This window comes from Corynebacterium sp. Marseille-P8863, assembly GCF_946902955.1.
In the GTDB taxonomy this organism is placed as follows: Bacteria; Actinomycetota; Actinomycetes; order Mycobacteriales; family Mycobacteriaceae; genus Corynebacterium; species Corynebacterium gottingense.
Window position 1 is genome coordinate 22,424 of the sequence record NZ_CAMPQC010000007.1, and the last position, 26,831, is coordinate 49,254.

Consider the following 26,831-nt stretch of genomic DNA (forward strand, 5'->3'; position numbering starts at 1 on the left):
GCAAAAGCCTCGTAAATTTCCTAAACTGAGAATTCTGAGAACGCCCACAGCGATTAGAAAGGGGCGGCGCCTTGGCACGACGTAAACGAAGCGCCCCAGCAAACCTCGACGCAACCGCGGAGCTCATCAGCGCGCTGAACTCCGAGCTGCGGCTGCAGATTTTGCTCATGCTGTACAACGGCGATCACGTGGTCCACGAGCTGGTGGCCAACCTGAAGAAGTCTCAGCCGCTGATCTCGCAGCACCTCCGCGTGCTCAAGTCCGCCGGGCTGGTCACCTCCTCGCGCTCCGGCCGCGAGGTGATCTACAGCCTTGTGGTGCCGGAGGCCGGAGATGTCATCTTCGCGCTCTCCCGGGCCGCCACCCGGGTGACCAAGGAGGCAGAGGAAGCGAACGCCGAGCGCGACGATCTGGCCGAGAAGCGCAGCGAACGCGAGCACGGCGGGGACAGCGACGCGCCTACCTCCCCCGGCGTGGGCGCCGGCATGGGCGCGGCGATCGTGGCCCCACCAACGATGTCCCCCACCGTGGCTCCCACCGCGGACCCCGGGATCGTTCCGCAGACCCCGCGGCAGCCGGTGGAGTAGCCGCGCTACCGTAGATAAGTATGGCACAGCAGCACCAGAGGACGCCGAAGGAGCCCATCCCCAAACTCGGAGCGCGCATGACGCGCCAGCGCACGGCGGTGGTGGAGACGCTGCGCGACGTCGATAAGTTTGCCACCGCCAAAGAAATCCACGCCGAGCTGGATGCGCGTGGAGAGAAGGTCGGCCTGACCACCGTGTATCGCACGCTGCAGTCGCTCGCGGAGATCGACGCCGTCGACGTGCTCCAGAACGCCGACGGCGAGACGCTCTTCCGCCACTGCATCACCGAGCACCACCACCATCACCTCGTGTGCACGAAGTGCGGCTGCAGCGAGGAGATCGACGGCGGGCCCATCGAGGCCTGGGCGCGCGAAACCGCGAACTCGTTTGGCTACCAGCTCGTCGCCCACGACGCCGAGATCTACGGCATCTGCGCCGAGTGCAGGAAGCTTCTCGACGCCAACGCGTAGCCTTACTTCTCCGCGAACTTATCCACCGCGCCGCCGAAGCGCCGGTCGCGCTTGGCGTACTCGTAGACCGCCTCGAACAGGTCGTCCTTGGTAAAGTCCGGGAACAGCTTGTCCTGGTAGACCATCTCCGCGTAGGCCGACTGCCAGAGCAGGAAGTTCGAGGTGCGCTGCTCGCCGCTGGGGCGCAGGAACAAGTCCACGTCCGGCATGTCGGGACGGTAGAGGTACTTGGAAAACGTCTGCTCGTTGATGTCCTGTGGGCGGATCTTGCCGTCGCGGGCGTCGGTGGCGAGCTGGCGTGCGCCGTCGATAATCTCTGCCCTGCCGCCGTAATTGATGCACATCGCGAGCGTCAGTCCGGTGTTGTCCTGGGTGAGCTCCTCGGCCGCTTCCAGCTCGCGGAGCACCGAGCGCCACAGGCGCGGGCGCCGACCGGCCCAGACGATGCGGACGTTTTTCTCGTTCAGCTCGTCGCGCTGGCGGTGCAGCACGTCGCGGGAAAAACCGAGGATGAAGCGGACCTCGGACGCCGCGCGGCGCCAGTTTTCCGTGGAAAACGCGTAGGCCGACAGCCACTCGATCGTGCCCATCTCGATGCAGGCATCGACACAGTCCATGAGCACTGCCTCGCCGCGCTTGTGCCCCTCAGTGCGCTTCATGCCGCGCTGCTGCGCCCAACGGCCGTTGCCGTCCATCACGAGTGCGATATGGCGGGGGATGAATTCCGGGTCGATCTGGCGCAAAGTCATGCCCTTATTATGCCTGTTCCATCATTCGCAAACTCTTCAACCCGGACTCCAGGTGGTACTGCAGGTGCGCGGTCGCCGCGCGGTGCACCTGCGCCTCCACTGTCGACTCCCCTGTCGCCGAGTCTGGCGTGTACTCATAGCCTCGCGCGAGCAGCCACATCGCGTGCAGGGTTTCCTCCGCCACAGTCATTGACCCCGGCGGGCGGCAGTTCGTGCACACCGCCCCGCCCACGGCGGCGTTGAACGCCCGGTGCGGGCCAGGCTTCTCGCAGTTCGCGCAGTTGTACAGCGACAGCCCCCAGCCGGCGTGGTCGGTGGCGCGCAGGATGAACGCGTCGAGGACCTGCGTCGGCGCCTCCGTCATCTGTAGCTGGCGGATGCCGTCCTTGACCAGGTCGAACAGCTCGGGGTCCGCCTCCTCGTACGCGAGTTTTTCCGCCGCCTCCAGGATCGCGCACGCCGCGGCGTAGCGCTCGAAGTCCTCGATGATGCGCGCGCCGTGGTAGGCCACGGTGTCAGCGGCGGTGATCGTGGACAGGCTCTTACCCGGGTAGATCTGCACGTCCAAGTCGATGAAGGGCTGCAGGCGGGAGCCGAACCGGGAGCGCGCCTTGCGCACGCCCTTGGCCACGCCGCGGACCAAGCCGTGGGAGCGCGTGAGCAGGACAACGACGCGGTCGGCCTCGCCGAAGTCGTAAGTGCGGACGACGAACGCGCGGTCGCGCCAGGACGGGCGGCCCGGGCGCGAAGGCCTCGAAGACCGAGTAGTCCGAATCGCCTTAGAAGCCAAGGCGGCCCAGCGCCTTCGGGTCCTGCTGCCAGTTCTTCAGCACCTTCAGGCGCAGGTCAAGGTACACGTTGTGGCCTACCAGGTCCATGATCTGCTGGCGCGAGCGGTGGGTGATCCCGGACAGGCGGCGGCCGTTCGGCCCCTCCAGGATCCGGCGCTGACCGGGGCGCTCGAGGTAGATCACGGCGTAGATCATGGTGCGGTTCGGGTTCTCCGGGTCCGGCACCATCTCATCGATCTGGACGGCCACGGAGTGCGGCAGTTCGTCGCGAAGCCCCTGCAGCGCCTCCTCGCGGATCAGCTCGGCGATGCGCGCCTCGAGGTCCTCGTCGGTGACGTCGCCGACCGGGTAGAAGCGCGGGCCCTCCGGCAGCTGGCCAACCAGGATGTCCATGAGCACGTCCGTCTGCACGCCGTCCGTGGCGGAGACCGGCACCACCTCGCAGTCGCCGCCAAGCAGCTCGTGCAGCGCGAGCAGGCGCTCGCCGACCATATCGCGCGAGGCCTTGTCCAGCTTGGTCACGATGCCAACGATCGGCGTGTTCGGCTTGATGCGGCGGATCTGGTCCAGAATGAAGCGGTCGCCGGGGCCGATCTTCTCGTCCGCGGGCACCGTGAACCCGATGACGTCGACGTCTGCGAAGGTGTCCTTGACCACGTCGTTGAGCCGCTCGCCGAGCAGCGTCCGCGGGCGGTGCATGCCGGGCGTGTCCACGATGATGACCTGCGCGTCCTCCCGGTTCACGATGCCGCGGATCGGCCGGCGCGTCGTCTCCGGCTGATCCGCCATGATGGCCACTTTCTCGCCCACGAGCGCGTTGGTCAGCGTGGACTTGCCGGTGTTGGGCCGGCCCACGAAGCTGACGAACCCGGAGCGGAAGCCCTCCGGCGTGTCGGTGAAGCCGGGCACGGTCGGGCGGGGCGCCGCGTCCGTGCCGCCGGTGGCATCGGCGCGCGCGTCGTCTGGCAGGTCGGCCTCGTCGGGGAAGAAAGTGCTCATGGCGCGTAATCCTACCCGGTGCGAAGCCCCCGGTACCTGTTCACCGCGGCCTGGATCTCAAACCGCCGCGGCGCCGTGAGGTGCCCCGGGTGCGCGCGCCCCGGCACGAGTGCCGCGAGCCCTTCAGCCTCGAGCTCGCCGAGCAGCTTCTCGACGCCCACCGCCACCGGTGCCCCGCCGCGGCCGCACCACTCGTCCAGCCGCTCCAGCGCGGCGGCGATCGCCGCCGTCTGCGGCGCCCCGGCCAGCTGCGGCAGGAAGGACATGTCGATGTCGCTCTTGCCCACGCTGATGGTGTCCTGCCCCCGCACCTTTGGCCCGCGGCGCCGCCCGCCGCTTGAGCCGCCGGAGACAAAGGTCGGGCCCGACAGCGTGCGGGCATCCGGCGCGAACATCTCCGGTGTGACCGGCAGCTGCGCTGGCTCGTGCCCGCGCCCGACCGCGTGGGCCCGTTCTGTCACGTCGCTCGGCACGTAGGCGTCCAGGGCGATCACGGTGTCCGCGAGCCCCAGGTACGCGCCGGAGCCGCCGGCGACCAGCACCGTCGACACGCCGAGCTCCTCGTAGAGCCCGCGGACGCGTGCGCTGAACGGCGTGATCGGTTCGCGGTCGGCGGCGATGAGCTCCGCCATCACGGTGTCTCTGATCATGAAGTTGGTGGCGGAGGTGTCTTCGTCGATAAGCAACGTGCTCGCACTCGCCTGGAGAGCCTCGATAACGTTGGCTGCTTGGGACGTGGAGCCGGAGGCGTTGGCGGTGGAAAAGTGCGCGGTGTCGGCGCCGTTGGGCAGGTTGGCAATGAACGCGGAGATGTCCTGCGACGTCACCGGGCGGCCGTCCTCCGCACGCACCGTCACGGCGTCGGCGCGGGTGATGGCGAACTCGCGGCCGTCGCCGAGCGTGTGCGGGTACACGCCGCGCTCAAGTGCGCGCAGCAGCGTGGACTTGCCGTGGTAGCCGCCGCCGACGATGACGGTGAGCCCCTCCGGGACGCCCATCCCGGTGACGGTGCGGCCGCTGGGCAGGTCGAACGTGACACGCAGCGGCTCGGGGCTGCGGAACGGGACGCCGCCGCTGAGCGGCAGATCGCTCGCGCCCGATGCGCGCGGGAGGTTCGCGCCGTCGGCGACGAACGCGACGAGCCCGCGGCCCGGCAGCTCGGCGCGGAGCGCCTCCTGGTCCCGGAGCAGCCACACTGCGTCTTCCAGGGCTTGGCGCGACACCGCCGCAGCCCGCTGCGCGAGCCGGGGGACGTCCTGCGTGAGCAGCTGCGCCGCCTGTTTGCCCAGCACCCGCCGGCCGCGCGCGGGCAGCCCGACGAGCAGGCGGAATTCTACGTCGCGCTCCCCCACCAGCACGTTGGTGCGCTCGAGGACCTCCTGGCCGAGCGCCCCGATGCTGATGGTGTTGGATTTGCCGCTGCCCCCTCCGCGGCCGGGCGCGCCGCCGGAACGCAGGAGTGCCGCAGCCTCGCGCGCCAGCACGTCGGCGACGGCGATGCGGTCGCCGCGCGTCGCGGTGAACTCACTGCCCAAATCGAGCGCATCGCGCGGCACGATGACGCGGATTTTCGACGGCGACGCGAACGGGTCCGACTGCACCTTGTCCACCACCAGGCGGACCTCGCCGGCCTCGTACTCGCCCGCGAGCTTCTTGTACGCGCCGTAGCCGGCGCCGTCGATGTCGCGGCACATCCGATCCAGCTGATCGATGGTGCCGCGCCGCCTTGCGGGGCGCGAGCTCCGCGCGTCGGCTCGGTGGTTCCGGTGTCTGCGTTGCTGTGCCATGCCCGCCACCGTAGTCGGGGGCGCGCCACCCCCGATCGGCGGCCGGTGTCCGCGTACCCCTACTCGGTATGCGTTACACTGGCCGTGCTTTTGTGATTGCACCCACTGCTGAAAAAGAAAGTGAAGCAGATGCCTTTCTATGAATTTCGTTGCCCAACCGGACACACCACCGAGCGGCTTCTTCCCATGTCCTCAGAGTCGCGCACGACGGACTGCAAGGACTGCGGCGAGGAGGCGACGAGGGTGATTAGTGCACCGGCTGTGGGAAGCGTCGATAAGCGAAAGGCCCAGCTGGTGGAGGCAACGCAGAAGAGCGCATACGAACCCGCGGTCGTGAACTCGGTCCCGCGTGCCGGAAACCGGCGCGCCACCCCGGTCTCGCACAACCCGCAACACGCCAAACTTCCGAAGCCTTAGGAGGCAGCATGCCGAAGAATCTTTTCCCACTCGATTCCGCCAAGCCGTTCCCGGATCAGGAGACCGTCGGCCACAACCGCTGGCACCCCGACATCCCGGCGATCCAGACGGTGCAGCCCGGTGACACCTTCCGCGTTGACTGCCGCGAGTGGTTCGACGGCGACATCCACAACGACGACAGCGCAGACGACATCCGCGACGCGCCGCTGAACAAGGTCCACGCGCTCTCCGGCCCGTTCCGCATCGAAGGCGCGAAGCCGGGCGACCTGCTGGTTGTGGACATCCTGGACGTGGGGCCGATCCCGCAGGAGGAGGGCCCGCTCGCCGGCCAGGGCTGGGGCTACACCGGCATCTTTGCCAAGAAGAACGGCGGCAGCTTCCTCACCGACCAGTTCCCCGACGCGTACAAGGCCGTGTGGGACTTCACCGGCCAGACCGCGACCTCGCGCCACATCCCGGGCGTGAGCTTCACCGGCATCATCCACCCGGGCCTCATGGGCACCGCCCCGTCCCACGAGCTGCTGGGCAAGTGGAACCAGCGCGAGGCCGCGCTCATCGCCACCGACCCGGAGCGCGTCCCTCCGCTCGCGCTGCCGCCGGAGCCGGACCACGCCATCCTCGGCTCGCTCACCGGCGCTGACTTCGACCGCGTCGCCGGCGAGGGCGCCCGCACCGCCCCGCCGCGCGAAAACGGCGGCAACCAGGACATCAAGAACCTGTCCAAGGGCACGCGCGTGTTCTACCCCGTCTACGTCGACGGCGCGAACTTCTCCGTCGGCGACCTGCACTTCTCCCAGGGCGACGGCGAGATCACGTTCTGCGGCGGCATCGAGATGGGCGGCTTCATCGACTTCCACGTCGACGTGATCAAGGACGGCATGGCCAAGTACGGCGTGACCGAAAACGCCATCTTCATGCCGGGCAACGTCGAGCCGCAGTACAGCCAGTGGCTCGCGTTCTCCGGCACCTCCGTCACGCTCGAGGGCGAGCAGCGCTACCTGGATTCCCAGTTGGCGTACCAGCGCGCGTGCCTCCACGCCATCGATTACCTCACCACGTTCGGCTGGTCTCCGGAGCAGGCCTACCTGCTGCTGGGCGCGGCGCCGATCGAGGGCCGCTTCTCCGGCGTGGTGGACATTCCGAACGCGTGCGCCACGGTGTACCTGCCGACGGAAATCTTTGACATTGACATCCGCCCCGGCGCCGGCGAGCCACCGCGTATCGACCCGGGCATCGGCGCGCCGCGCTCGTCCTTCGCCTAGGCGGTACGTGCGGGGTCGACGATGCACTCCTGCAGCTCAACGAGCGGCAGCTCGTCGAGCCCGCGCTCGCGCACCGCGCGCACCATCGCGCCCATCGTCCCGGCGAGGTGGTCGAGGCGCTGCTGCGGCGCGACGTCGATGAGCGCGGCGTACAGCGCCGTCGCCAGGTCGCCCGCGCCAACAATGTTGCCGCCGAGCCGCGGGGCGTCCGTGCGCAGGACGCTTGTCGACGCCACGTCGACCATCCCAATCGTCTCCGGGTTGCCCGTCTCCACCGAGGTGATGAGCGCGTTGCTGCACAGCGACCGCGCGGCGTCTGCGAGCGCCTCGGTGTACTCCGCGTCCGCGGCGTACGCGGCGTCGCCCGGGTCGAGGCGCCGGCCGGTCAGCAGCGAGAGCTCCCACTGGTTGGGCGTGATGGCGTCGGCAAGCGGGATGAGCGTCTCGGTGTACACGTCGGGGATGTCCGCGCTGACAAACGAGCCGACCTCCGAGTTACCAATCACCGGGTCGCACACGTAGCGCGCCTGCGGGTTGGCCTCCTTGATGGCCACGACGGCGTCGCGCACCACCTCCGCCATCTCGGCGGTGCCGAGGTACCCGCTGACAAACAGGTCCACCTGCGGGAACGCGAACTCCATGCCGCGCAGAATCTCGCGCACACTGTCAGCGCCCAGCACGGGCCCGCGCCAGGTCGGGTACTCCGTGTGATTGGAAAAGTTGACGGTGTGCACCGGCCACACCTCGTGGCCGAGCCGCTGCATAGGAAACACGGCGGCCGAGTTGCCCACGTGCCCGTACGCCACCGCCGACTGCAACGAAACGATGTTCACTACAGCGCTTCCACGTTGAACTGCAGCTGCGGGTTGGCGTAGTAGTCCTGCGCCTCCACAAGCTTGAGCTCCTGCGAGTCCGCCTCGTGGGTGAGGCGCAACATGTCGTACACGGAGCTTGCGGTACGAGCCAGCGCGTCCGCCGCGTCGCCGCCGCGCAGGTAGTGGCCGGTGAACAGGGCGGCGGTGACATCGCCGGAGCCGTTGCGCTTAAACGGCAGGCGCGGGGTGCGCACGATCCACTTGCCCTTGTCATCCACAGCGATCATCTCCATGACGTCCTCCGGCGCGTCGGGGCGCTCGACGGAGGTGACCAGCACGGTCGACGGGCCCATCTCGCGGGCGGCGTCCACGGCGGCCAGCGTCGAATCCAGATCGTTGACGTCGCGCTCGGTGAGGTAGCCCAGCTCGAACTGGTTCGGGGTGATCAGGTCGGCGGCCGGCACGACCTTGTCGCGCAGCAGCGGCGGGATGTTGTCGGAGACGTGGCACCCGGACTTGGCGTTGCCCATCACCGGGTCGCACGCGTAGATGGCGTTCGGGTTCTTGGCCTTGACCTGCGCGACAGCCTCCACGATCACGTCGGCGATGTCGTCGCCGCCCTGGTAGCCGGAAAGCACCGCGTCGACACGCTCGAGGGCGCCGCGCTCATCCATGCCCTTGATGATGTCCGCGACATCCGAGGCCGGGATCATCGGGCCGGTCCAGTGACCGTAACCGGTGTGGTTGGAAAAGTTGACGGTGTACACCGGCCACACCTCGTGGCCGATGCGTTGCAGGGGAAAGACGGCGGCCGAGTTGCCCACGTGCCCGTACGCAACTGCGGATTGGATGGAGAGAATGTTACTCATACCACCTATTGTGCCCTCGCCGCTTTGCGACGGGGGGCGTTAGGGGCCACAAACGCAGCCCCGAGAATTTCCTCGTATTCCCTACAGCTCCGGGGAAACGAGGATCTTCACCGCGGTCTCGTTGCGGTTGATCAGGGTGTCAAAGCCCTCGTCGACCACGCCGTCGAAACCGATCTTGCCGGTGATGAACGGCTTGAGGTCGATCTTGCCGGACTCGACGAGCTTGATGGTCTGCTCGTGGTCGTGCGCGTAGCCGATGATGCCGCGCAGCGTCAGCTCCTTCATGACGACGCTGTGGATGTCCAGCGATGCCTTCTTCGACCAGATGGACTCCACGACCAGGGTGCCCTTGAGCTTCAGGCAGTCCACCAGCTGGTCCAGCACCACGTTCACGGAGGTGGCCTCGAAAGCGACGTCCGCGCCCTTGCCGTCCGTGATCTTCATGATCTCTTCCTTGAGGTCCTGGCTGCTCGGGTCGATGGCGTAGTCGACCACGCCGGCGTCGAGCGCCTTCTGGCGACGCAGCTCGGAGAGCTCGGAGACGACCACGGTGCAGCCGTATGCCTTCGCCACCGCGGCGGTGAGCACGCCGATCGGGCCGGCGCCGCCGATCAGGGCTACGTCGCCTTCCTTCGCGTCCGCGGCGGAAAAGCCGTGGTGGGCAACGGAGAGCGGCTCGATCAGGGCGGCCTCATCCAGCGGGATGTCGTTTGAAATCGTGTGGACCCAACGGCGCGGGACCGCAATCTTCTCGGAGAGGCCGCCGCCACCGCCAGCCAGGCCAATGAAGTTGACGTCCGGGTGCAGGTTGTACGGGCCCGGCTTCTTCGGGTCGACGTCATCCGGCAGGACGTACGGCTCGACGACGACGTGCTGGCCGACCTCCAGGTCGTCCACGCCCTCGCCCAGCGCGGAGATCACGCCGGAGAACTCGTGGCCCAGGGTGACCGGCGGCTCTTCGCCCGTGATCGGGTGAGGGTGGCCCGGCTTCGGGCAGAAGATCGGCCCCTCCAGATACTCGTGCAGGTCTGTGCCGCAGATGCCGCACCAGGCGATGTCGATGAGCACCTCGCCCTTGCCCGCCTCCGGCGCGTCAATCTCTTCGACGCGGATGTCTTTCTGACCGTAGTAGCGCACTGCACGCATTGGAAAACCCCTTTCAAGAGGAAAAACTGACAGGTACTATTTTAGCGCGTTTCGTCAGTCGGCAGCGGCTCTTCGGGGGGTTCGGGGACGTCGATAAGCACTGTCCTCGTCTTAATGCGGCCGCGGCGGTCGAAGCCGCCCTCGGCGGTGTAGCGCACGCCGTCGATCACCGTCGACGAACCCGGGAGCGGGACGCGGCCAAGCTTGTAGGACAGTAGGCCGGCGAGGGTGTCCACGGAGTCGGTGAGCTCGTCGTCGAACTCGACCTCGTAATCGAAGTGGTCCTCGAGGTAGTCCACCAAGTCATCGAGCGGCAGGCGGGACTGGGCGCGGAACTGGCGCTCACCGATTTGCTCGATCGGGGCGTCCTCGTCCTCGTCGAACTCGTCGGTGATCTCGCCGACGATTTCCTCCAGCAGGTCCTCCATGGTGAGGAGGCCGGCCACGTTGCCGAACTCGTCAATGACGATTGCGATGTGCGTGTTTTGCTGCTGCATCTGCTTGAGCAGCTCGTCCAGCGGCTTCGACTCCGGCACGAACAGCGGTTCGCGCATCAGCCCGGTCAGCTGCGTCGACGCGTCGACCGGGGCACCGTTGTCGCCGAACATGTCCTTGAGGTAAGCCACGCCGACGATCTCGTCGACGCTCTCGCCGATGAGCGGAACGCGCGAGTGACCCGAGCGAACCATCAGGCTCGTGGCCTGGCGCGCCGTCTTTTCGCTCTCGATCCAGATCATCTCCGGGCGCGGCACCATCACCTGGCGGGCGTGAGTGGACGCGAGGTCGAAGATGTTCTGGATCATGCGGCCCTCGGTGGTCTCCACCACGCCCTTCTCCTGCGCAATGTCAACAGCCTCGCGCAGCTCCACTTCGGTGGCGTACGGGCCGTCGCGGAAGTCCGCGCCCGGGTGGAACAGGTTGCCCAGCTTGATCAGGAAACGGGACACCGGGCCCAGCACCGCGTGGAACACCACGAGCCACTGGGCCGCCTTCAGCGAGATGGTGTACGGGTTGCGCTTGCCAGCCGTGCGGGCGAAGACGCCGATGATGCTGAACTGCAGCAGCGCTACCGCCACGATCGCCGCGGTGATCGCCCAGCCTTCCGCGTCAATGAGGTCCATGGCTGTGATCGCCGCGAACACCGCCGCCGTGATGTCCAGCGTGGTAGACAGCAGCACGAGCATGTTGACGTGGTTCGCGCGCGCGTTGACCACGCGCAGCAGCGCCGGTGCGCCGGCGACCTCGTCCTTCACCATGTTTTCCACACGCGCCCGGGAGACCGGGGTCAGGGCGGATTCGACGGAGCCAAGAAGGCCGGACAACAGCATCGCCGCGAGCGCGATGATGCCGTAGAGAATGGTGTTGTGCATTGAGGTGTTAGTTCTCGTTCTGGGTCGGTGCGTTGGAGCCTCTGGGGCCGTGGGGGTCGGTGTGCTGCGCCTCGCGCTCACGCATCAGGCGGTCGAGCTCCTCGCGGTCAGCGGCGGAGGGGAACGCGTGCGCACCGGTCGGCTTCGGCTGGTACTCCACCCCGCGCGCGGTCATGGAGTCGTACCAGTCGGCGAGGATCTCGTTCTGCAGCGCGAACATCTCGCGCTCGTCGGCGGGCTGGATGTGGTCGTAGCCGAGCAGGTGCAGGACACCGTGGACAGTAAGCAGCGCGAGCTCGTGCGCCAAATCGTGGCCGGCCATCTCCGCCTGCCTGCGGTCAAACGCCGGGCACAGGATGATGTCGCCGAGCATCGCCGCGCCCATCGGGGTCGCGTCGGGGCGGCCGCCGCCCGGGGTCAGCTCGTCCATGGGGAAGCTCATCACGTCGGTCGGGCCCTCAAGGTCCATCCAGCGGACGTGGAGATCGGCCATCGTCGGCTCATCCACGAGCGTGATCGTGGCCTCGGTGTCCGGGTGGACGTCCATGGTTTGGAGGGCGAACGAGCAAACGTCGATAAGCATTTGCTCGTTTACGTCGGCCTCGCCGGACTCGTTGAGAACTTCAATGCTCACTGGCTGGCTTCCTCCTCGCGCTCGCGCTCAAGCTCCTGCTGGCGCTTCTCGTAGCGCATCGAATTCTGGGCATCGTGCCGGTCGTACGCGGCGACGATGCGGGAGATCAGGTGGTGGCGCACGACGTCCTCGCCGCGCATCTCCTGGAACGCGATGTCATCGATGTTGGACAGAATGCGCCGGGCAACGCGCAGGCCGGACACGGTGCCGCGCGGCAGGTCCACCTGCGAGATGTCGCCGGTGACCACCATCTTCGAGCGGAAGCCCAGGCGGGTGAGGAACATCTTCATCTGGGCACCGGTGGTGTTCTGCGCCTCGTCCAGGATCACGAACGCGTCCGACAGGGTGCGACCGCGCATGTAGGCGAGGGGGGCGACCTCGATGATGTTGGCGTCGACGAGCTTGGGGATCATCTCCGGGTCCAACATGTCCCGCAGCGCGTCGTAGAGCGGGCGCAGGTACGGGTCGATTTTGTCGTTCAGCGTGCCCGGGAGGAAGCCAAGCTTCTCGCCCGCTTCCACGGCGGGGCGGGTGAGGATAATGCGCTTGACCTCCTTGGCCTGCAACGCCTGCACCGCCTTCGCCACGGCCAGGTAGGTCTTGCCGGAGCCGGCGGGGCCAATTCCGAAGGTGATGGTGTGCTCATCAATCGCGTCGACGTACTGGCGCTGGCCCGCCGTCTTGGGGCGGATCACCTTGCCGCGGCGGGCGACGATCTCGGCGCCGAGGATCTCGGACGCGGATTCTGGCGTGTCCGTCTCCATAATGCGGGCGGCGTGGACGACGGAGTCCGGGTCAACGGGCACACCACGGCGCGCCATGGACTCAAGCTCATCGACGACGCGCGCCGCGTAGGCCACGTCCGCCTCGGCACCGCGCAGCGTCAGCGTCGTGCCTCGCGCGTGGATGTCAGCGGCGAGCTGCCGGTTGAGGACCCGCAGGTTGCCGTCGTTGACTCCGAGGACGGCCTGGGCGTAGGCGGAGTCCAATTCGAGTTTGCGGGTAACTGGATTTTGCATGCTGCTCCTCAACACTACCAGCGAGACGTCAACGCGCCGATGGCGCAAAGTGCCGCGAACCCGGCGCTCGCTGTGCGCAGGACTTGCGGCCCCATCCGCACGGGGTGGGCTCCGAGCAAATCTAACTCATCCTGGCCAATGCCGCCCTCCGGGCCGACGATGAGGAAGACCTCTTCGCCGAAATTAAGGTCCTTGATGGAGTCGGTCGCATCTTCGTGCAGCACGACCGCGGGCTTGCCGGCGATGAGGTCCTTGAGTTGGTTGGTCGTCACCGCGTCGTGGACCTTAGGCAGCCACGCCCGGCGCGACTGCTTCGCGGAGGCGGCTGCCTGGTTTTGCCACTTCTGCACCTGCTTCGCCTGCTTGTCGTTCCCCCACCGCGCGATGGTGCGGTGCGAGATCCAGGGAATGATGGCGTCCGCGCCGCCCTGCACGGCGAGGTCGACGGCCAGCTCGGCGCGCTCCGACTTCGGCACCGCTTGCACGAGCGTGACGCGCGGCGTGGGCGCGGCTTCGGTGTGTTCGGCCACCACGTCGCCGACGACACGGTCGCGCGAGCAGTCGCGGACGACGACTTCGGCGGCGTTGCCGTGGCCGTCGACAAGCATGATGTGCTCCCCCGGGCCGATGCGCTTGACGTGGGCGTGTTTCGCTTCGGCGCCGTCGAGCTCGCCGGAGCTTGGCTGCGCGGCGTAAAAGTACGGCAGGCTCATCAGCGGCGGAACTTACCACGCATGCGGGAGAAGAAGCTTTCCCCGCCGGACTCCTCGCTGGAGTGCACGCGCGCCTCGTCGTCGTGAGACTCGCGCAGCTGCTCCAGCGCGGCGCGCTCGTCCTTGCTCAGGTCGGTCGGCACGACCACCTTCACGTGCGCGACCATGTCGCCCGCGCCCTCGGCGCGCAGGCGCGGCATGCCCTCGCCGTGCAGGACGATCTCCTCATCTGGCTGCACGCCGGCCGGGACCTGGATAGTGGTCTGCTCGCCGGCCAGGTTATCCACGGACAGTTCGGTGCCCAGCGCAGCGTCGTACATTGGCACGCGCAGCTGCAGGTGCAGGTCGTTGCCCTCGCGGGCGAAGACGGCGTGCGGGGCGGTGTGGACCTCCACGTAGAGGTCGCCCGCCGGGCCGCCGCCGTGGCCGACCTCGCCCTGGTTGGCCATGCGGATGCGCATGCCGGACGCGATGCCGGCCGGGACATTCACGGTGAGGTCGCGGGTGGTGCGCACGCGGCCGTCGCCGGCGCACTGACGGCACGGGTCCTTAATAATCTCGCCGTAGCCGTGGCACTTCGGGCACTCGTGGGTGGTCATCACGTTGCCCAGGAAGGACTGCTGCATCTCCTGCACCGCGCCCTGTCCCTGGCAGTAGTCGCAGGTTTCCGGCTTGGCGCCCGACTCGGAGCCGGAACCCTGGCACTTGTTGCACAGCACGGCGGTGTCCACGGTGACGTCCTTCTTCACGCCCGCAAACGCTTCTTCCAGCGTGATCTGGGTGCGCAGCAGGGCGTCGTTGCCCGGCTGCACGCGCGAACGCGGCTCGCGGCCCGCGCCGCCCCCGCCGAAGAACGCCTCGAAAATGTCGCCGACACCGCCGAATCCACCGAAGCCGCCGCCGGGCCCGGCCGCGCCGCCCTGCTCCATTGGGTCTCCGCCGCGGTCCACAATGCTGCGCTTCTTCGGGTCCAGCAGGACCTCCTGCGCCAGCGAGATGTCCGCGAACTTCTCCGCAGCCTCCTCGGACGGGTTCACGTCCGGGTGGTACTTGCGGGCGAGCTTGCGGTACGCCTTCTTAATCTCTTGCTCCGTGGCTTCCCGGTCGACGCCGAGAATGCCGTAGTAGTCTCGTGCCAAAGTATTTACCCTTTCAGATTTATAGAAGTGTGAGGAAGTGCTTCGCCCGCTGGTCGCGGCTGCTATTCGCCCCGCAGGATGCGGCTAATGTATTGGGCCACGGTGGCAACCTTTTGAATCGTACCGGGGTAGTCCATGTACGTCGGACCGACCACCCCGAGTCCGCCAAGCGCCTCGTCGCCCGCGCCATATGCAGTAGTAACAATCGCGGCCTGGGAAAATTCCTCGTTCTCGTTCTCCCGCCCGATCCGCACGGACACCCGCTCCAGATCCTGCGCGCTGGCCAGGAGCTTCAGCACGACGACCTGCTGCTCCAGGGCCTCGATCACGTTGTGCAGGTCCGCCAGCCGGTGCACGGTCAGGTTGCCCGCGCCGGCGATGAGCAGGCGGTCCGCGGTCGTGTCCACCAGCGTGTCCACGAGGACGGCGGCGCAGCGCCCGACGGCGTCGGCGAGTTCGCGCGGGGCGCGCGCGTGCAGGGTGGACAGCCCGGCGGCGGCCTCGCGCATCGTCCGGCCGACGAGGACGTCGTTGAGGAGGTCGCGGAGGACGGGCACGTGGGCGTCGACAAGCGGCCCCTTGAGCTCGACATTGCGCTGGTCAACGCGTCCGGTGTCGGTGATGACCACCAGCAGCAAGCGAGTCGGCGTGAGCGAGACGACCTCGCAGTGCTTCACGCGCGACAGGTCGAGGTTGGGCAGCTGCACCACCGCGGCCTGGTTGGTCAGCTGGGCGAGCAGCTGGACGCTGCGGCGCAGCACGTCCTCGAGGTCCACGCCGTGCTCGAGAAAGTCTAGGATGGCGTGGCGCTCGGCGACGGAGAGCGGCTTGACGTCATCGTGCAGCGCGTCCACGAACGCGCGGTACCCGGCCTGTGTGGGGATGCGGCCGGAGGAGGTGTGAGTTTGGCTGATGTAGCCCTGTTGTTCCAACACGCTCATATCGTTCCTGATGGTCGCCGAGCTCACGCCGAGCCCGTGGCGCTCCACCAGTGCCTTCGATCCGACTGGTTCTTGCTGCGCGATGTAGTCTGCAACGATTGCGCGCAGCACCGCCTTGCGGCGGTCATCAGCAGCACTCATTAGCACTCCCTCTCATCGACTGCCAGCTATCCTACTCGGCGGCCAGAATATCGGTCACGATGCCGTCTGCAAGCAATCGGCCCGCATCCGTCACCGCGATGCGCTCGCCCGCGGTGAGCAGGCCGCCGCGCACGTGCTTGTCGACGACCTCGCGCGCCCCCTCCCCTACCCAGCCGGCAGGGATACCCTCCTTGAGCCGCAGGCCGAGCATCACCTGCTCGTCGTGGTGCTCCGCATCCGTCACCGTCTCCGTGAACCCGATTGGCAGGTCGCCACCCCGCAGGGTGTCGGCGTAGCGCTCTGGGCGCTTCACGTTGGCGAAGCGCTCGCGGCCGATATAAGAGTGCGCCCCCGGACCCGCGCCCCACCATTGACCATCGCGCCAGTACAGCAGGTTGTGCCGGCACTCCCCGCCCGGCTTCGACCAGTTCGACACCTCGTACCAGCCAAACCCCGCGCCCTCGAGCGCCTCGGCGATCAACTCGTAGCGGCGCGCGTACACCTCCTCCTCGGGCGCCGGCAGCTCGCCCCGGCGCACCTTGCGCGCCATCGCGGTGCCGTCCTCCACGATGAGCGAGTACGCGGACACGTGATCCACGCCCGTGGACAGGATCGCGTCGAGCGTCGCGCGCACGTCGTCGTCCGTTTCCGTCGGGGTGCCGTAGATCATGTCCAGGTTGACGTGGTCGAACCCGGCGGCGAGCGCCTCGCGGGCAGCGGCGACAGCGCGCCCCGGCGTGTGCGTGCGATCCAGCACCTTGAGTACGGGCGTGGAGGCGGACTGCATCCCGAGCGAGACGCGAGTAAAGCCGGCCTCGCGCAGCCCCGCGAAGTAGCCGGGGCTGGTGGACTCCGGGTTCGACTCCGTGGTGACCTCGGCGTTCGGCGCAAGGCCGAAGGTGTTGCGGACGGCGCCCAGCAGACGCGACAGTCCGTCCGCGCCGAGCAGCGACGGGGTGCCCCCGCCCACGAACACAGTGTCCGCGCGCGGCGGGGTGTGCTCGCCCCGCTCGGCGGCGGTGCGCGCGGCGGCAAGCTCCAGCTCGCGCTCGATCGCGTCCAGGTACTCCGCGTGCGAGGACGCTACCTCGGTGGGCGTGTACGTATTGAAGTCGCAGTAGCCACAACGGGTCGCGCAGAACGGGACGTGAAGGTAGACGCCAAAAGAGTCGTGTTCAGCCATGCGGCCAGTTTAGGCACCGCGCCGGGAGCGCTTCGCCGCGACCTTCTCCACGATCCGGTTGATGCGGGCGCGCTCGTCCAAAAACTCCGGCGGGTTGGTCCCGCGCATGGTGCGCACGAACGCCGGGTGGTCGACGCACACGGTCTCCACCCACCCCTCGACGGCGGCCTCGACCAGCTCTGAGACGGTGGCGTAGAGGTGCGGCAGGCTCACCGCGCCGAGCTCGCGGGCGACCATGTCGGTCTGCTCGAGGGTGTAGGCGACAATCTCGGTAAGGTGCTGGACGGTGAGGTCGGTGCGGCCGGTGAGCGCGTCCTCCATCGTCTGCACGGAAAACGGCGCGGAGAGCGGGAAGAGCTCTTCCAGCCCGGTGGCGTCGAGAAGCTCCGGCTCGGGGACCTTCTCCTCGGGGCAGGCGGAGGCGGACAGGACGCCCGCGCGCATCCCCGAGGTCAGCGCCTGGCGCAAGCCGATAAGCTCGCCGACCACGCGGCGCGCGTCCACGCGGGCGTCGTCGGCGATCTCCACAAACTCGGCGAGGCAGTCGTCCGTGAGCTCGCCGTCGTAGTCCGCGACGGCCTCTGCAATGTGCTCGATGTACTCGGCGACCTCGTCGCCGATGTTGTAAATCTCCTGCGTGAGCTCGCGGTGCCGCAGCATTGCAGCCGTCTTGTGCACGGACAAGCCCCCTTTTGTATTGCTCAGGACGAGTTACGGATTTGCTGGGAGCAATGCTAAGGCACGGGCGCGCCCCGGCGCGGAAGGCGCGCCGAAGCTACGCCGCACCCACCCCGCCACCGACGCACGCTAGCGCTCGTAGAGCTTGTCGATGTCCTCGCGGAAGCGCTGGAAGACCACGTTGCGCTTGACCTTCATCGTCGGCGTCATTTCGTTGTCGCGCTCGGAGAGGTCGCGGTCCAGGATGCGGAACTTCTTAATCGCCTCGGCATGCGAAACGGTCGCGTTGGCCATGTTGATCGCGTCCTGCACCTCCGCGCGCAGGCTCGCGTCCTGGGCGAGCTCCGAAAGCTTCTTCTGCTCCGGGATGTTGTGGGTGGCCTTCCAGCGGGACAGCTCGTCCTCGTCCAGCGTGACCAGCACGCCGATAAACGGCTTGCCGTCGCCGACGATGAGCGCGTTGGAGATCAGCGGGTCCTGACGGATGATCTCCTCCATCGGCCCGGGCGAAACATTCTTGCCACCCGCGGTGACAATGAGATCCTTCTTGCGGCCGGTGATGCGCACGAAGCCCTCGTCGTCCACCTCGCCCAGGTCGCCGGTGTTGAACCAGCCCTCGTCGAACGCCTCGGCCGTGGCGTCCGGGTTGTTCCAGTACTGCTTGAACACGCCGGGGCCGGAGAACTCGATCTCGCCGTCGTCGTTGATCCGCACCGAGTAGCCGTTGACCGGCGGGCCGACGGTACCGATCTTCTGCCCGACCTTGTTGTTCACACACGCCGCGGCGCAGGTCTCGGTCAGCCCGTAGCCCTCATAAATGGGCACGCCCATCCCGCGGAAGAAGTGCGACAGCTCGGCGCTCATCGCGGAGCCGCCGGTAATTCCGTAGGTCACGGCGCCGCCCATGGCGTCCTTGAGCTTGGAGTAGACAAGCTTTTCAAACACTTTGCGCTTCGCCTTCTGCACGCGGTTCGGCCCCTCCGGCGTATCCAGCGCCTTGGAGTACTCGATGGCGGCGCGCTCGGCTTCGAGGAAGACGCGCTTGCCCACGGCGGAGCCGTCAGCGGCCTTGTTGTAGGCGGCGTTGCGCACCTTCTCAAACACGCGCGGCACGCCGAGCACCATATTCGGCCGGGCACGCTGCAGCTCCACCGTGAGGGTGGAGGTGTCGGACCAGTGCGACTGGGTCGCGCCCGCCATCGCCAGCGCCAGCGACACCGCGCGCTGCAGCACGTGCGCGAGTGGCAGGAACGTCACGACGCGCTTGCCGGGCACGGCGACCTCGCCGATCTCGTTCTTAATCAGCGCCCACGTCTGGTAGGCCCAGTTGCCGTGCGTGAGCTCCACGCCCTTCGGCCGGCCGGTGGTGCCCGAGGTGTAGACGATCGAGCCGATGTCGTCGTGGGTGATGGCGGCCACGCGGGCGTCGATAAGCGACTGCTCCACCTCGCGCCCCTCGAACTTGAGCGTCTCCACGCCCGAGGCATTAAATTCATAGACCTTGCGCAGCTGGGACGTGGAGCCCGCCAGCCGCGGCGTGCCATCCTCCTGCAGCACGAACGAGCTGATCAGCTGCGTATGATCACGCGTCTCCGTCAGCGCCAGCTTCGCGCCGGAATCCTCCAAAATCCACTGGATCTGCGACATCGAGCTCGACGGGTAGATCGGCACCGACGCCGCCCCGGCTGCCCAGATGGCAAAGTCCATCAGCGACCACTCGTAGCGGGTCGCCGACAGGATCGCCACGCGGTCGCCGGGCTCAATACCAGCCGCCACCAGGCCCTTCGCCGCCTCGTAGACTTCTTCGAGGAACTCGCCGGCAGTCACGTTCACCCAGTCGTAGTTACGCGGGCGGGAAAACAGCACCGTGTGCGGGTGCTCCGTGCACAGCGTGATCAGCTGGCTCAGGCAGTTTTCCGACGCGTCGAGCTCGAAACCGAGGTCCGTGGTGAAAGAATTCTGTGACATAAGCCCTCACCCTACCGCGTTAACAGCTGCTCGGCCCCGCTCCGGGCGAGCGCGCGGCGCGTTTGGCACAATATACCTTGTGTTCACTGTGATGAATGAAGAACTTTTGCTGTCACTCGCCCGGTCGTACGGCTTTGGCACCTCCTACCGATCCGACGTAGGGGAGCTGATCACGCCGCCGGCGCAGTCCTTCATGAAACTGCTGCGCGCAATCGGCGTGCCGCTGTCTGAATCCCCCTCAGACCAGGAGCTCCAAGAGCTTATCGACGCCCGCGCGACCGCCCTGGCGACCCGCCCCCTCCCCCTGACTGTGGTCGCCACCGCGGGCGAGGAACAGCACTTCAACGTCCACGTCAAGGACGGCCACTACGCGCACTGCTGGATCCGCCTAGAGGACGGCTCCTCGCGCGACGCCTACCAGGACGAGAACTGGGCGCCGCCGACCACCGCCGCCGACGGCACCGTCTGGGGCGAGGCGACCTTCCACGTCCCCGGCGACCTGCCCGAGGGTTGGCACGAGCTGCACCTAGAGTCCGACGACCTGGACGAGGTCTGCCCGCTCATTGTCGTGCCGGCCCGCCTGACCACCAACGAGGCGCTCGAGCGCCGGCCCGCGTACGGCGTGATGGCGCAGCTCTACTCCGTGCGCTCCACGCAGTCCTGGGGCATCGGCGACTTTGAAGACCTCGCGCGCATCGCCGAGGCTGTCGCCGCCGAGGGCGCGGACTACCTGTTGATCAACCCGGTGCACGCGGCGCAGCCCGTCCCGCCGGTGGAGGACTCCCCGTACCTCCCCGCCTCGCGCCGCTTTGTCAATCCCATCTATATTTCCGTCGAGGCAGTCCCCGAGTTCACCAAGCTCGGCGTGGAAACGCGCGCGGAGGTCAACCAGCTGGTCAGCCCGCTGAAAGCGATGAACCACACCGCCGACCCGCTGGATCGCAACGCCGTGTTTGAGGTGAAGCTCGCGGTCCTGCGCGAGCTGTTCTACCTGTCCCAGCAGGACCCGGGGCGCTCGCACGATTTCGAGCTGTACACCCTGGACGAGGGCGAGGGCCTGCGCGAGTTCGGCGAGTGGTGCGCTGTCCAGGCCGACGCGGCCGAGCACGGCCAGCACGCGGCGAAGGCCGCCGACGAGGAAACGATCCAGTTCTACATGTGGCTGCAGTTCATCGCGGACGAGCAGCGCCGCGTCGCCCAGGACCGCGCGCTGGCCGCCGGCATGCGCATCGGCATCATGACGGACCTCGCCGTGGGCATTCACCCGGACGGCGCGGACGCGCACACGCTGGCTGATGCGCTGGTTGCCGACGCCTCGGTTGGCGCGCCGCCGGACATGTACTCCCAGCAGGGGCAGGACTGGTCCCAACCGCCGTGGAACCCGGAGGCACTCGCCCAGCAGGGGTACGGCCCGTGGCGCGACTTGCTGCGCACGGTGCTGCGCCACTCCGGCGGCATCCGCGTCGACCACATCCTGGGTCTGTTCCGCCTGTTCTGGATGCCGCGCGAGGACACGCCGGCCGACGGCCTGTACATGAACTACGACTACCGGGCGATGGTGGGCATCCTCCTGCTTGAGGCGCAGCGCGCAGGCGCCGTGGTGATCGGCGAGGACCTGGGCACCTTCGAGCCGTGGGTGCAGGACGTGCTGCGCGACACCGGTGTGTTCGGCACGACGGTCCTGTGGTTCGAGGCCACCGATTCCGACGACCCGCGCCCGGCCGACCAGTACCGGGCGCTGGCGCTGTCCGCCGTTGGCACGCACGACCTGCCGCCGACCGCCGGATACATGGAGGGCGTGCACAACGAGCTGCGCTCCCGCCTGGGCCTGGTGGCGGAGTCGCTCGAAGAGCTCAACGCCGAGGACGGCGTGTGGATCGGCCGCGTGCTCAACCAGGTGCGCGCCGAGGGCGCGTTCGCGGGCACGCCGTTCGCGGACACCGACTTTACCCAGTACGACCTCGGCGAGTTCGACAGCGCGGGCTCGCTGGATGACCTGCTTGTCGGCCTCACCCGCTTCATCGCCTCGACCCCGTCCGCGATGACGTGCACGAACCTCGTGGACATGGTGGGCGACCGCCGCATCCAAAACCAGCCGGGCACCAACGCGCACCAGTACGCAAACTGGTGTATCCCCCTCACCGATGCCGCGGGGAAGCCGGTGCTTATCGACGCCCTGCCGTCCCACCCCCTCTTCCACCGGGTCGCAGAGGCGTCGCGGCGGCCGCAGCGCTAGCTTGGCCGCTGTGCGCCGCCGCCGGCGCAGGTCTCGCGCAGGAGCGGGCTCGGCGTGCTACACCAGGCCGCCGACGATCGCCGCGATAACGACGAGCGCGAGCATCACGTACAGTGCCTGCGTCACCCGCGACTGCGGGTACTTGCGCTGCTGCCGTGGTAGGCGCTGATCCTGCTTGCGCAATTCTTCCGGGTTTGCCATGGCGCTAGTGTACTTCCCCATCCGCCGCGGCCGAAACTTCGCCGTGTGCGCTTCCGGTCTGTTGTGCACTTTTGGTCCCGCGAGTTCTGTCGCGCAGGAACGCCAGCCAATCCGCCACGCGCAGCATCGCCCACGCGGCGAGCCCGGCCGCCGGCAGCGCGACGGCAAGCACGATCGGGAGCTGGAGCCAGGGGCTCAGTGCAAACATGAAGGTCCCTCCTCCGTGTACGCCTACGCGCGCCCAGTGTTGGACCCAGTGTTGGACGCGATGTCGGTGCCCTCAAGCCCACGCCGCACCAGCAGCGGGCGCGTATCTTTCTCGCGGCCGCGGAACGCCGTGTACGCCTCGGTGTAGTCGCGCGCAGCGCCGCGCGACAGGATGGCGTCGCGGAACTTCGCGCCGGTCGCCCGGTTGATGCCTTCCTCCTGCACCAGGTCGTACCCGTCCGCGTCCAGCACTTCGGCCCACAGATAGGAGTAGTACCCGGCGGAGTAGCCGCCGGCGAAGATGTGGTTGAACCACGTCGAGCGGTACCGGGGCGTGAGCCCGGGAACGTCGAGGTGGTAGCGCCGCAGGACGTCTTCTTCGAAGGCGTCGATGTCGGTCGGGGTGGCGTGGGTAAGCGAATGCCACTCAAGGTCGATGGCGCTGGCGGCGAGGTACTCGGCGGTGGCAAAGCCCTGGCCAAACTGGCGCGCGGCGCGGACGGACTCGAGCAACGCGGGCGGGATCGGCGCGCCGGTGTCCACGTGGCGGGCGTAGTTGCGCACGATTTCGGGCGCGAACGCGTAGTTCTCGTTGATCTGCGAGGGGAATTCCACCCAGTCCCGGGGGACGTTCGTGCCGGACAGCGACGGATAGCGCACGTTGGAGAGCAGACCGTGCAGCGCGTGGCCGAACTCGTGGAAGACGGTGGTGACCTCGTCGATGGTGAGCAGTTCGCTGTTCACGCTCATGACGTTGACCACCACCGGTGCCGTGCCGGCGAGCCGGGACTGGTCCATGAACGAGCTCATCCACGCCCCGCCGCGCTTCGTCTCGCGCGCCGAGTAGTCCGTGAGCAGCAGGCCGAGACCCGTGCCATCTTCTTCCTTGACCTCCCACACCTGCACGTCGTCGCGGTAGCCGCGCAGGTCCGCGCGGCGCGTGACGGTGATGCCGTAGAGCAGGTTCGCCGCGTAAAACACGCCGTCCTCCAGCACCTGCCAGAGCGGGAAGTAGTTGCGCAGCTCGGCCTCGTCCAAGTTGAGTTCCTCGGCGCGGCGCTGCGCCGCCCAGTACGGCCAGTCCGCACCGTCCAGGCCGTCGGCGCCGAGCTCAGCCCCGCGCGACCGCGCGAGCTCGCCGGCCAGCTTGCGTTCCGCCTCCGCGTTCGCCGCAGCAGCGGGTGCCAGGTCCGCGATCAACGCGCGGGCCGCGTCGGCGGTGCCCGCGGTTTCCTCCGCAATCACGTAGTCCGCGTGCGTGTCGTACCCCAGGAGCTTGGCGCGCTCCTGCCGCAGCGTGACCGTCTCCACCACAATGTCAACGTTTGACTGGGCACCGCGCTGCTGGGAGGCGTCGAAAAGCGCGCGCCGTGCCGCGGGGTTCTCCAGCTCGGCCTGCAGCGACTGGGTCGTGGGAAGTTCGAGGGGCACGATGTACTCGCCGCTTCCGTCGTCTGCCGCGAACGCGTCGAGCTGGTCCTCGCTAAGTCCCGCGAGCTCGTTGCGCGACAGCCGCACGGCAAGGCGCTTCGTGTCGGCGAGCAGATTGCGGCCGAACTGCTCCGAGAGCTCGGACAGCCGCCCGTTGATAGCGGCCAGGCGCGCCTTGCCGTCTGCGTCCAAGTCCGCGCCGCGGCGGACGAAGCGGCGCACGAGCAGCTCGTGCAGGCGCCGCGACTCCTCGTCATCGGGCACCGCCACCGCGCGCAGCCGGGAATACAGCTCCGCGTTTTGGTAGATCGCGTCCGTGTGCGCGGACAGCTGCGGGACGATGCGGTCGGCCACGGCGTCAAACTCCGCGGTGGCGTCAGTCCCCTGCAGGTTGAAGAACCAGGCGAGCACGCGCGATAGGTCCTGCCCCGCGAGCTCGAGCGCCTCGACGGTGTTCTCCCAGTTCGGCGACTCCTGCGCGCAGATTTCCGCGATCTCCGCGTCGTGGCGCGCGAGCGCTTCCTCAAACGCGGGCTCGACGTGCGCGAGCCTGATGTGGGCAAAGTCCGGCAGCTGGTACGGCAGCTCCGACGGGGCAAGCAGTGGGTTGGTCATGGCGGCCATCATAGGCGGTTACGATTGCGGCATGGCTACGCGCGAAACTCAGGTCACTTGCCCCGCCGGCGCAATCGTCGGCACCAGCGACGGAGCAGTCCGCGAGTTCCATTCGATCCCGTACGCGCGTCTCAACGCCGCGTTCGACCCGCCCGCCCCAGCGCCCACGGGCATGCTTATCGACGCCACTACTCCCCTCCCCCACGCCACCCGCCTGAGCATCACCGCCCCGGAGGGCGCTCGCAGAAACGACGACCTGCCGGTGCTGGTGTGGATCCACGGCGGCCGGTTCGAGGAGGGCACCCACGCCGATGACCGCGCCAACGGCCCCGCCTTCGCCCGCGACGGGATCATCCTGGTGCAGGTGGGGTACCGGCTGAAGTTTCCGGGGATGCTGCCGGTGGGCGGTGACGCCCCCGGCCAGTACCGGGCCGTGCAGGACTGCGCGGCGGCGCTGAGCTGGGTGCAGCGCAACATCGAGGCGTTCGGCGGGGACCCCACCAACGTCACCGTCGCGGGCCAAAGCGCCGGAGCGGACATCGCCGTCTGGCTGTGCCGGCGCGACCACTACAAGGGCGAGTTCCGTCGCGCGGTGGCGGCGTCGCCGGTGTTCCCGCGCCGCGGGATGGACTCGCGCCGGTGGGCGGCGCGCGGCGCAATCGGGGGCGCGCTGCTGCGCGAGGACCTCAACCCGCGCTACGCCCGCTCGCCGCAGCGGTTCGACCGCGCCTACCGCCGCTTCCGCACGCAGTACTTCACCGACATCGCGCTCGGCCCGTTCCCGTTGGAGCCCGCGAAGCTCGCTCGCGTCCCCCTGGTGGTCACCTCCACCCGCGACGAGTTCTTCCCCAACGGCGCGTTTGCGGACGGCACCGCCCTGGCCACCCCCGTGGCGCGGGCGTTGGGCCGGCACATGGGGTTGGCCAAGGGGCGCGTCGGCGAGTACCTCGGCGCGGCGTCGCGCATGGACCCGGACCACGTGGTGGGGCGCCTAATTTCCGACGCCATGTGCCGCCGCTGGGTCGACGACATTGCTGAGGGCGCGCCGGGAACGGTGTGGCAGGCGGAGCTCGTCGCCAGCGCCGACCTCCTGGCGCACCACGCCGCCGACCTCGCCCCCGCGTTCGGCGCCGATGGCGCCTACGGCACCGGGCTCAACCGGTGGCTCACCCAATTTGTGCGCGGCGGCGACGTCGGGTGGGAGCCCTACAGCGGCGGCACGCGCGCGGGGACGGGGCGGACCGCGCTGCGCGTGGCGCTGGACGGCTCGGGCGCGCAGGAGGTGACGGATCCGCTCGGCTACCTGCGGGGCGCGTTCAGCCCCGTGGCCCACGAGCTTTAGTTGGAGCCGGGCTCGGTGAGCGCGCGGCGCAGGCGCGGGTCCGCGAGCTCATCAACGAGCCACGGCGAGAACACGAACGGGGTGGCGTCGACGGCGCGGATGAGCGCCTCCGGAGCAACCCAGTCCCAGGAGTCGACCTCGTCCGGGTTGGCGTCCAGCGCCGCGCCCGGCGCGAGACGGGCGACGTAGACCGGGCAGCACTCGTTTTCCACGATGCCGGAGGAATCAACGGCGCGGTAGCGGAAGTCCGGCAGGATCTCCGTCAGTCCGTTGATCGCAGCAATGCCCAGCTCCTCGGTGGCGCGGCGGCACACCGCATCGGCCACCGCTTCGCCCGGGCCCGGGTGGCCGCAAAAGGAGTTCGTCCATACCCCGGGCCACGCAATCTTGGAAAGCGCACGGCGCGTGAGCAGCACCTCGCCGTCGGCGTTGCGCAGCCAGCAGGAGAACGCGAGGTGCAGCGGGGTGTCGGTGGTGTGCACCGTGGCTTTGTCGGCGGTGCCGATTGGGGTCCGCGTGGCGTCGACAAGCACTACTTGCTCGCGCATTAGTTGTTCAGATTCCCCTTGAAGGTGACATTACCGATGGTGAACTCGGCGTCCCACAGATTGCCGGTGGACACGTTGAAGGCATACTTCGCGTTCGTGGTGGCGCCGGGGCCGAGCGGCAGGTCCACGCCGACGATCTCCACGCCGGCGTTCTCGCCACTCATCGGGTCGGCATTTTGCATGTTGTTGTTGCCGGAGTTGTAGCGCAGCTTCGGGGTGAGGGTGTCCGCGGGCATGGGGACCTCACTCTCATTGGTCACAGCCACGACGACCACGGTGCCGCCACCGGGCGCAGCGCTGGTGCCCTGCCACTTGTAGGAGAGGTCCATCGCCGGGTCCTCCACGCGCTCGCCCGTGATCTCGTCGCTGATCAGCGGGTCGGTCTCCTCGGCCTTGAACTCCGGGGCGGGGGCGCCAGTCGGCGTCGTGATCTCGATTTCAGATTCCTTCGCCTCCTCGCTCTCGTTGCCGCTCACGCACGCGGACAACGCAAAGACGGACGTGGCGGCAAGCAGCACGGCGGTGAGCTGCGAACGGTGTGACATAAACGCCTCTTTTACCTCGTTGTGGCAC

27 protein-coding genes are annotated in these 26,831 nt (G+C 68.1%); 6 read left to right on the forward strand and 21 right to left on the reverse strand.

Features of this window, described 5'->3' with window-relative positions; all coding sequences use genetic code 11:
- The first annotated feature begins 71 nt into the window (after nucleotides 1–71).
- On the forward strand, nucleotides 72–587 hold the full coding sequence (locus tag OVO38_RS06535) for an ArsR/SmtB family transcription factor (RefSeq protein ID WP_244213343.1): 516 nt from the start codon (nucleotides 72–74) through the stop codon (nucleotides 585–587).
- A 20-nt stretch (nucleotides 588–607) separates the two neighbouring features.
- On the forward strand, nucleotides 608–1,057 hold the full coding sequence (locus OVO38_RS06540) for a Fur family transcriptional regulator (protein WP_095275502.1): 450 nt from the start codon (nucleotides 608–610) through the stop codon (nucleotides 1,055–1,057).
- A 2-nt stretch (nucleotides 1,058–1,059) separates the two neighbouring features.
- Here the strand turns inward: OVO38_RS06540 and OVO38_RS06545 are convergent, their stop codons facing one another.
- The 4 genes from OVO38_RS06545 to OVO38_RS06560 are packed head-to-tail and all read right to left on the reverse strand — an operon-like array spanning nucleotide 1,060 to nucleotide 5,383.
- Nucleotides 1,060–1,806 carry an isoprenyl transferase gene (locus tag OVO38_RS06545; protein WP_095275501.1) on the reverse strand — a complete coding sequence of 249 codons (747 nt, stop codon included), beginning with the start codon at nucleotides 1,804–1,806 and terminating at the stop codon, nucleotides 1,060–1,062.
- 7 nt (nucleotides 1,807–1,813) lie between these two features.
- Nucleotides 1,814–2,596 (reverse strand): DNA repair protein RecO, encoded by a 783-nt coding sequence (gene recO / locus OVO38_RS06550; protein WP_240510695.1) that lies wholly within the window; start codon nucleotides 2,594–2,596, stop codon nucleotides 1,814–1,816.
- Entirely contained in the window at nucleotides 2,586–3,596 is a 1,011-nt protein-coding gene (gene era / locus OVO38_RS06555; RefSeq protein WP_095537301.1) for a GTPase Era, read from the reverse strand. The genes recO and era overlap by 11 nt, the downstream gene beginning before the upstream one ends.
- Nucleotides 3,597–3,607: 11 nt before the next feature.
- A complete protein-coding gene (locus OVO38_RS06560) occupies nucleotides 3,608–5,383 on the reverse strand; it encodes an ABC-ATPase domain-containing protein (protein ID WP_267208037.1) in 1,776 nt (591 codons plus the stop codon).
- A gap of 129 nt (nucleotides 5,384–5,512) precedes the next feature.
- On the opposite strand from OVO38_RS06560, the gene OVO38_RS06565 reads away from it, so the two are divergent.
- Nucleotides 5,513–5,800: an FmdB family zinc ribbon protein gene (locus OVO38_RS06565; RefSeq protein WP_095537302.1), complete on the forward strand. Its 288-nt coding sequence runs from the start codon at nucleotides 5,513–5,515 to the stop codon at nucleotides 5,798–5,800.
- An 8-nt stretch (nucleotides 5,801–5,808) separates the two neighbouring features.
- The gene (gene fmdA, locus OVO38_RS06570; RefSeq protein ID WP_095275496.1) at nucleotides 5,809–7,062 is read left to right on the forward strand and encodes a formamidase; all 1,254 of its coding nucleotides are present in this window, start codon (nucleotides 5,809–5,811) and stop codon (nucleotides 7,060–7,062) included.
- Here the strand turns inward: fmdA and pdxY (OVO38_RS06575) are convergent.
- The 12 genes from pdxY (OVO38_RS06575) to OVO38_RS06630 form a co-directional block, all read right to left on the reverse strand.
- On the reverse strand, nucleotides 7,059–7,895 hold the full coding sequence (gene pdxY, locus OVO38_RS06575) for a pyridoxal kinase (protein ID WP_267208038.1): 837 nt from the start codon (nucleotides 7,893–7,895) through the stop codon (nucleotides 7,059–7,061). The two genes, fmdA and pdxY (OVO38_RS06575), sit on opposite strands and share 4 nt — an antisense overlap.
- Nucleotides 7,895–8,746 (reverse strand): pyridoxal kinase PdxY, encoded by an 852-nt coding sequence (gene pdxY, locus OVO38_RS06580; protein ID WP_095547376.1) that lies wholly within the window; start codon nucleotides 8,744–8,746, stop codon nucleotides 7,895–7,897. Before pdxY (OVO38_RS06580) ends, pdxY (OVO38_RS06575) begins: the two co-directional genes overlap by 1 nt.
- 81 nt (nucleotides 8,747–8,827) lie before the next feature.
- Nucleotides 8,828–9,892, reverse strand: a complete 1,065-nt coding sequence (locus OVO38_RS06585) for a 2,3-butanediol dehydrogenase (RefSeq protein ID WP_267208039.1) — start codon at nucleotides 9,890–9,892, stop codon at nucleotides 8,828–8,830.
- Nucleotides 9,893–9,933: 41 nt separating this feature from the next.
- Nucleotides 9,934–11,262, reverse strand: a complete 1,329-nt coding sequence (locus OVO38_RS06590) for a hemolysin family protein (RefSeq protein ID WP_267208040.1) — start codon at nucleotides 11,260–11,262, stop codon at nucleotides 9,934–9,936.
- A gap of 7 nt (nucleotides 11,263–11,269) precedes the next feature.
- A complete protein-coding gene (ybeY, locus tag OVO38_RS06595; RefSeq protein ID WP_095553575.1) occupies nucleotides 11,270–11,896 on the reverse strand; it encodes an rRNA maturation RNase YbeY in 627 nt (208 codons plus the stop codon).
- Nucleotides 11,893–12,915, reverse strand: coding sequence for a PhoH family protein (locus tag OVO38_RS06600; protein ID WP_095537309.1), 1,023 nt, complete (start codon nucleotides 12,913–12,915; stop codon nucleotides 11,893–11,895). The genes ybeY and OVO38_RS06600 overlap by 4 nt, the downstream gene beginning before the upstream one ends.
- A gap of 14 nt (nucleotides 12,916–12,929) precedes the next feature.
- Complete coding sequence (locus OVO38_RS06605) at nucleotides 12,930–13,628, reverse strand: 16S rRNA (uracil(1498)-N(3))-methyltransferase (RefSeq protein WP_095553576.1); 699 nt, start codon at nucleotides 13,626–13,628, stop codon at nucleotides 12,930–12,932.
- Entirely contained in the window at nucleotides 13,628–14,767 is a 1,140-nt protein-coding gene (dnaJ, locus tag OVO38_RS06610) for a molecular chaperone DnaJ (RefSeq protein WP_239215232.1), read from the reverse strand. The genes OVO38_RS06605 and dnaJ overlap by 1 nt, the downstream gene beginning before the upstream one ends.
- 62 nt (nucleotides 14,768–14,829) lie before the next feature.
- On the reverse strand, nucleotides 14,830–15,849 hold the full coding sequence (gene hrcA, locus OVO38_RS06615; protein WP_095275487.1) for a heat-inducible transcriptional repressor HrcA: 1,020 nt from the start codon (nucleotides 15,847–15,849) through the stop codon (nucleotides 14,830–14,832).
- Between the two features lie 31 nt (nucleotides 15,850–15,880).
- Complete coding sequence (hemW, locus tag OVO38_RS06620; RefSeq protein ID WP_267208042.1) at nucleotides 15,881–17,032, reverse strand: radical SAM family heme chaperone HemW; 1,152 nt, start codon at nucleotides 17,030–17,032, stop codon at nucleotides 15,881–15,883.
- Nucleotides 17,033–17,041: 9 nt separating this feature from the next.
- Nucleotides 17,042–17,710, reverse strand: a complete 669-nt coding sequence (locus OVO38_RS06625; RefSeq protein WP_095275579.1) for a hypothetical protein — start codon at nucleotides 17,708–17,710, stop codon at nucleotides 17,042–17,044.
- Nucleotides 17,711–17,839: 129 nt separating this feature from the next.
- Nucleotides 17,840–19,678 carry an AMP-dependent synthetase/ligase gene (locus tag OVO38_RS06630; protein WP_267208043.1) on the reverse strand — a complete coding sequence of 613 codons (1,839 nt, stop codon included), beginning with the start codon at nucleotides 19,676–19,678 and terminating at the stop codon, nucleotides 17,840–17,842.
- Nucleotides 19,679–19,769: 91 nt separating this feature from the next.
- On the opposite strand from OVO38_RS06630, the gene malQ reads away from it, so the two are divergent.
- On the forward strand, nucleotides 19,770–21,914 hold the full coding sequence (malQ, locus tag OVO38_RS06635; RefSeq protein ID WP_267208044.1) for a 4-alpha-glucanotransferase: 2,145 nt from the start codon (nucleotides 19,770–19,772) through the stop codon (nucleotides 21,912–21,914).
- 57 nt (nucleotides 21,915–21,971) lie between these two features.
- On the opposite strand, the gene OVO38_RS06640 is transcribed toward malQ, so the two are convergent.
- Genes OVO38_RS06640 through OVO38_RS06650 form a run of 3 tightly spaced genes read right to left on the reverse strand, consistent with a single transcriptional unit; the run spans nucleotide 21,972 to nucleotide 24,368 of the window.
- Complete coding sequence (locus OVO38_RS06640) at nucleotides 21,972–22,115, reverse strand: hypothetical protein (RefSeq protein WP_095553580.1); 144 nt, start codon at nucleotides 22,113–22,115, stop codon at nucleotides 21,972–21,974.
- A 4-nt stretch (nucleotides 22,116–22,119) separates the two neighbouring features.
- Entirely contained in the window at nucleotides 22,120–22,323 is a 204-nt protein-coding gene (locus tag OVO38_RS06645) for a hypothetical protein (protein WP_095553581.1), read from the reverse strand.
- A 23-nt stretch (nucleotides 22,324–22,346) separates the two neighbouring features.
- A complete protein-coding gene (locus OVO38_RS06650) occupies nucleotides 22,347–24,368 on the reverse strand; it encodes a M3 family metallopeptidase (protein WP_267208045.1) in 2,022 nt (673 codons plus the stop codon).
- A 31-nt stretch (nucleotides 24,369–24,399) separates the two neighbouring features.
- On the opposite strand from OVO38_RS06650, the gene OVO38_RS06655 reads away from it, so the two are divergent.
- Nucleotides 24,400–25,710, forward strand: coding sequence for a carboxylesterase family protein (locus OVO38_RS06655; RefSeq protein ID WP_267208046.1), 1,311 nt, complete (start codon nucleotides 24,400–24,402; stop codon nucleotides 25,708–25,710).
- On the opposite strand, the gene idi is transcribed toward OVO38_RS06655, so the two are convergent.
- Both idi and OVO38_RS06665 read right to left on the reverse strand, forming a co-directional pair.
- Complete coding sequence (idi, locus tag OVO38_RS06660; protein WP_267208047.1) at nucleotides 25,707–26,258, reverse strand: isopentenyl-diphosphate Delta-isomerase; 552 nt, start codon at nucleotides 26,256–26,258, stop codon at nucleotides 25,707–25,709. The two genes, OVO38_RS06655 and idi, sit on opposite strands and share 4 nt — an antisense overlap.
- Nucleotides 26,258–26,803, reverse strand: coding sequence for a hypothetical protein (locus OVO38_RS06665; RefSeq protein ID WP_095535429.1), 546 nt, complete (start codon nucleotides 26,801–26,803; stop codon nucleotides 26,258–26,260). Before OVO38_RS06665 ends, idi begins: the two co-directional genes overlap by 1 nt.
- Between the last annotated feature and the right edge of the window lie 28 nt (nucleotides 26,804–26,831).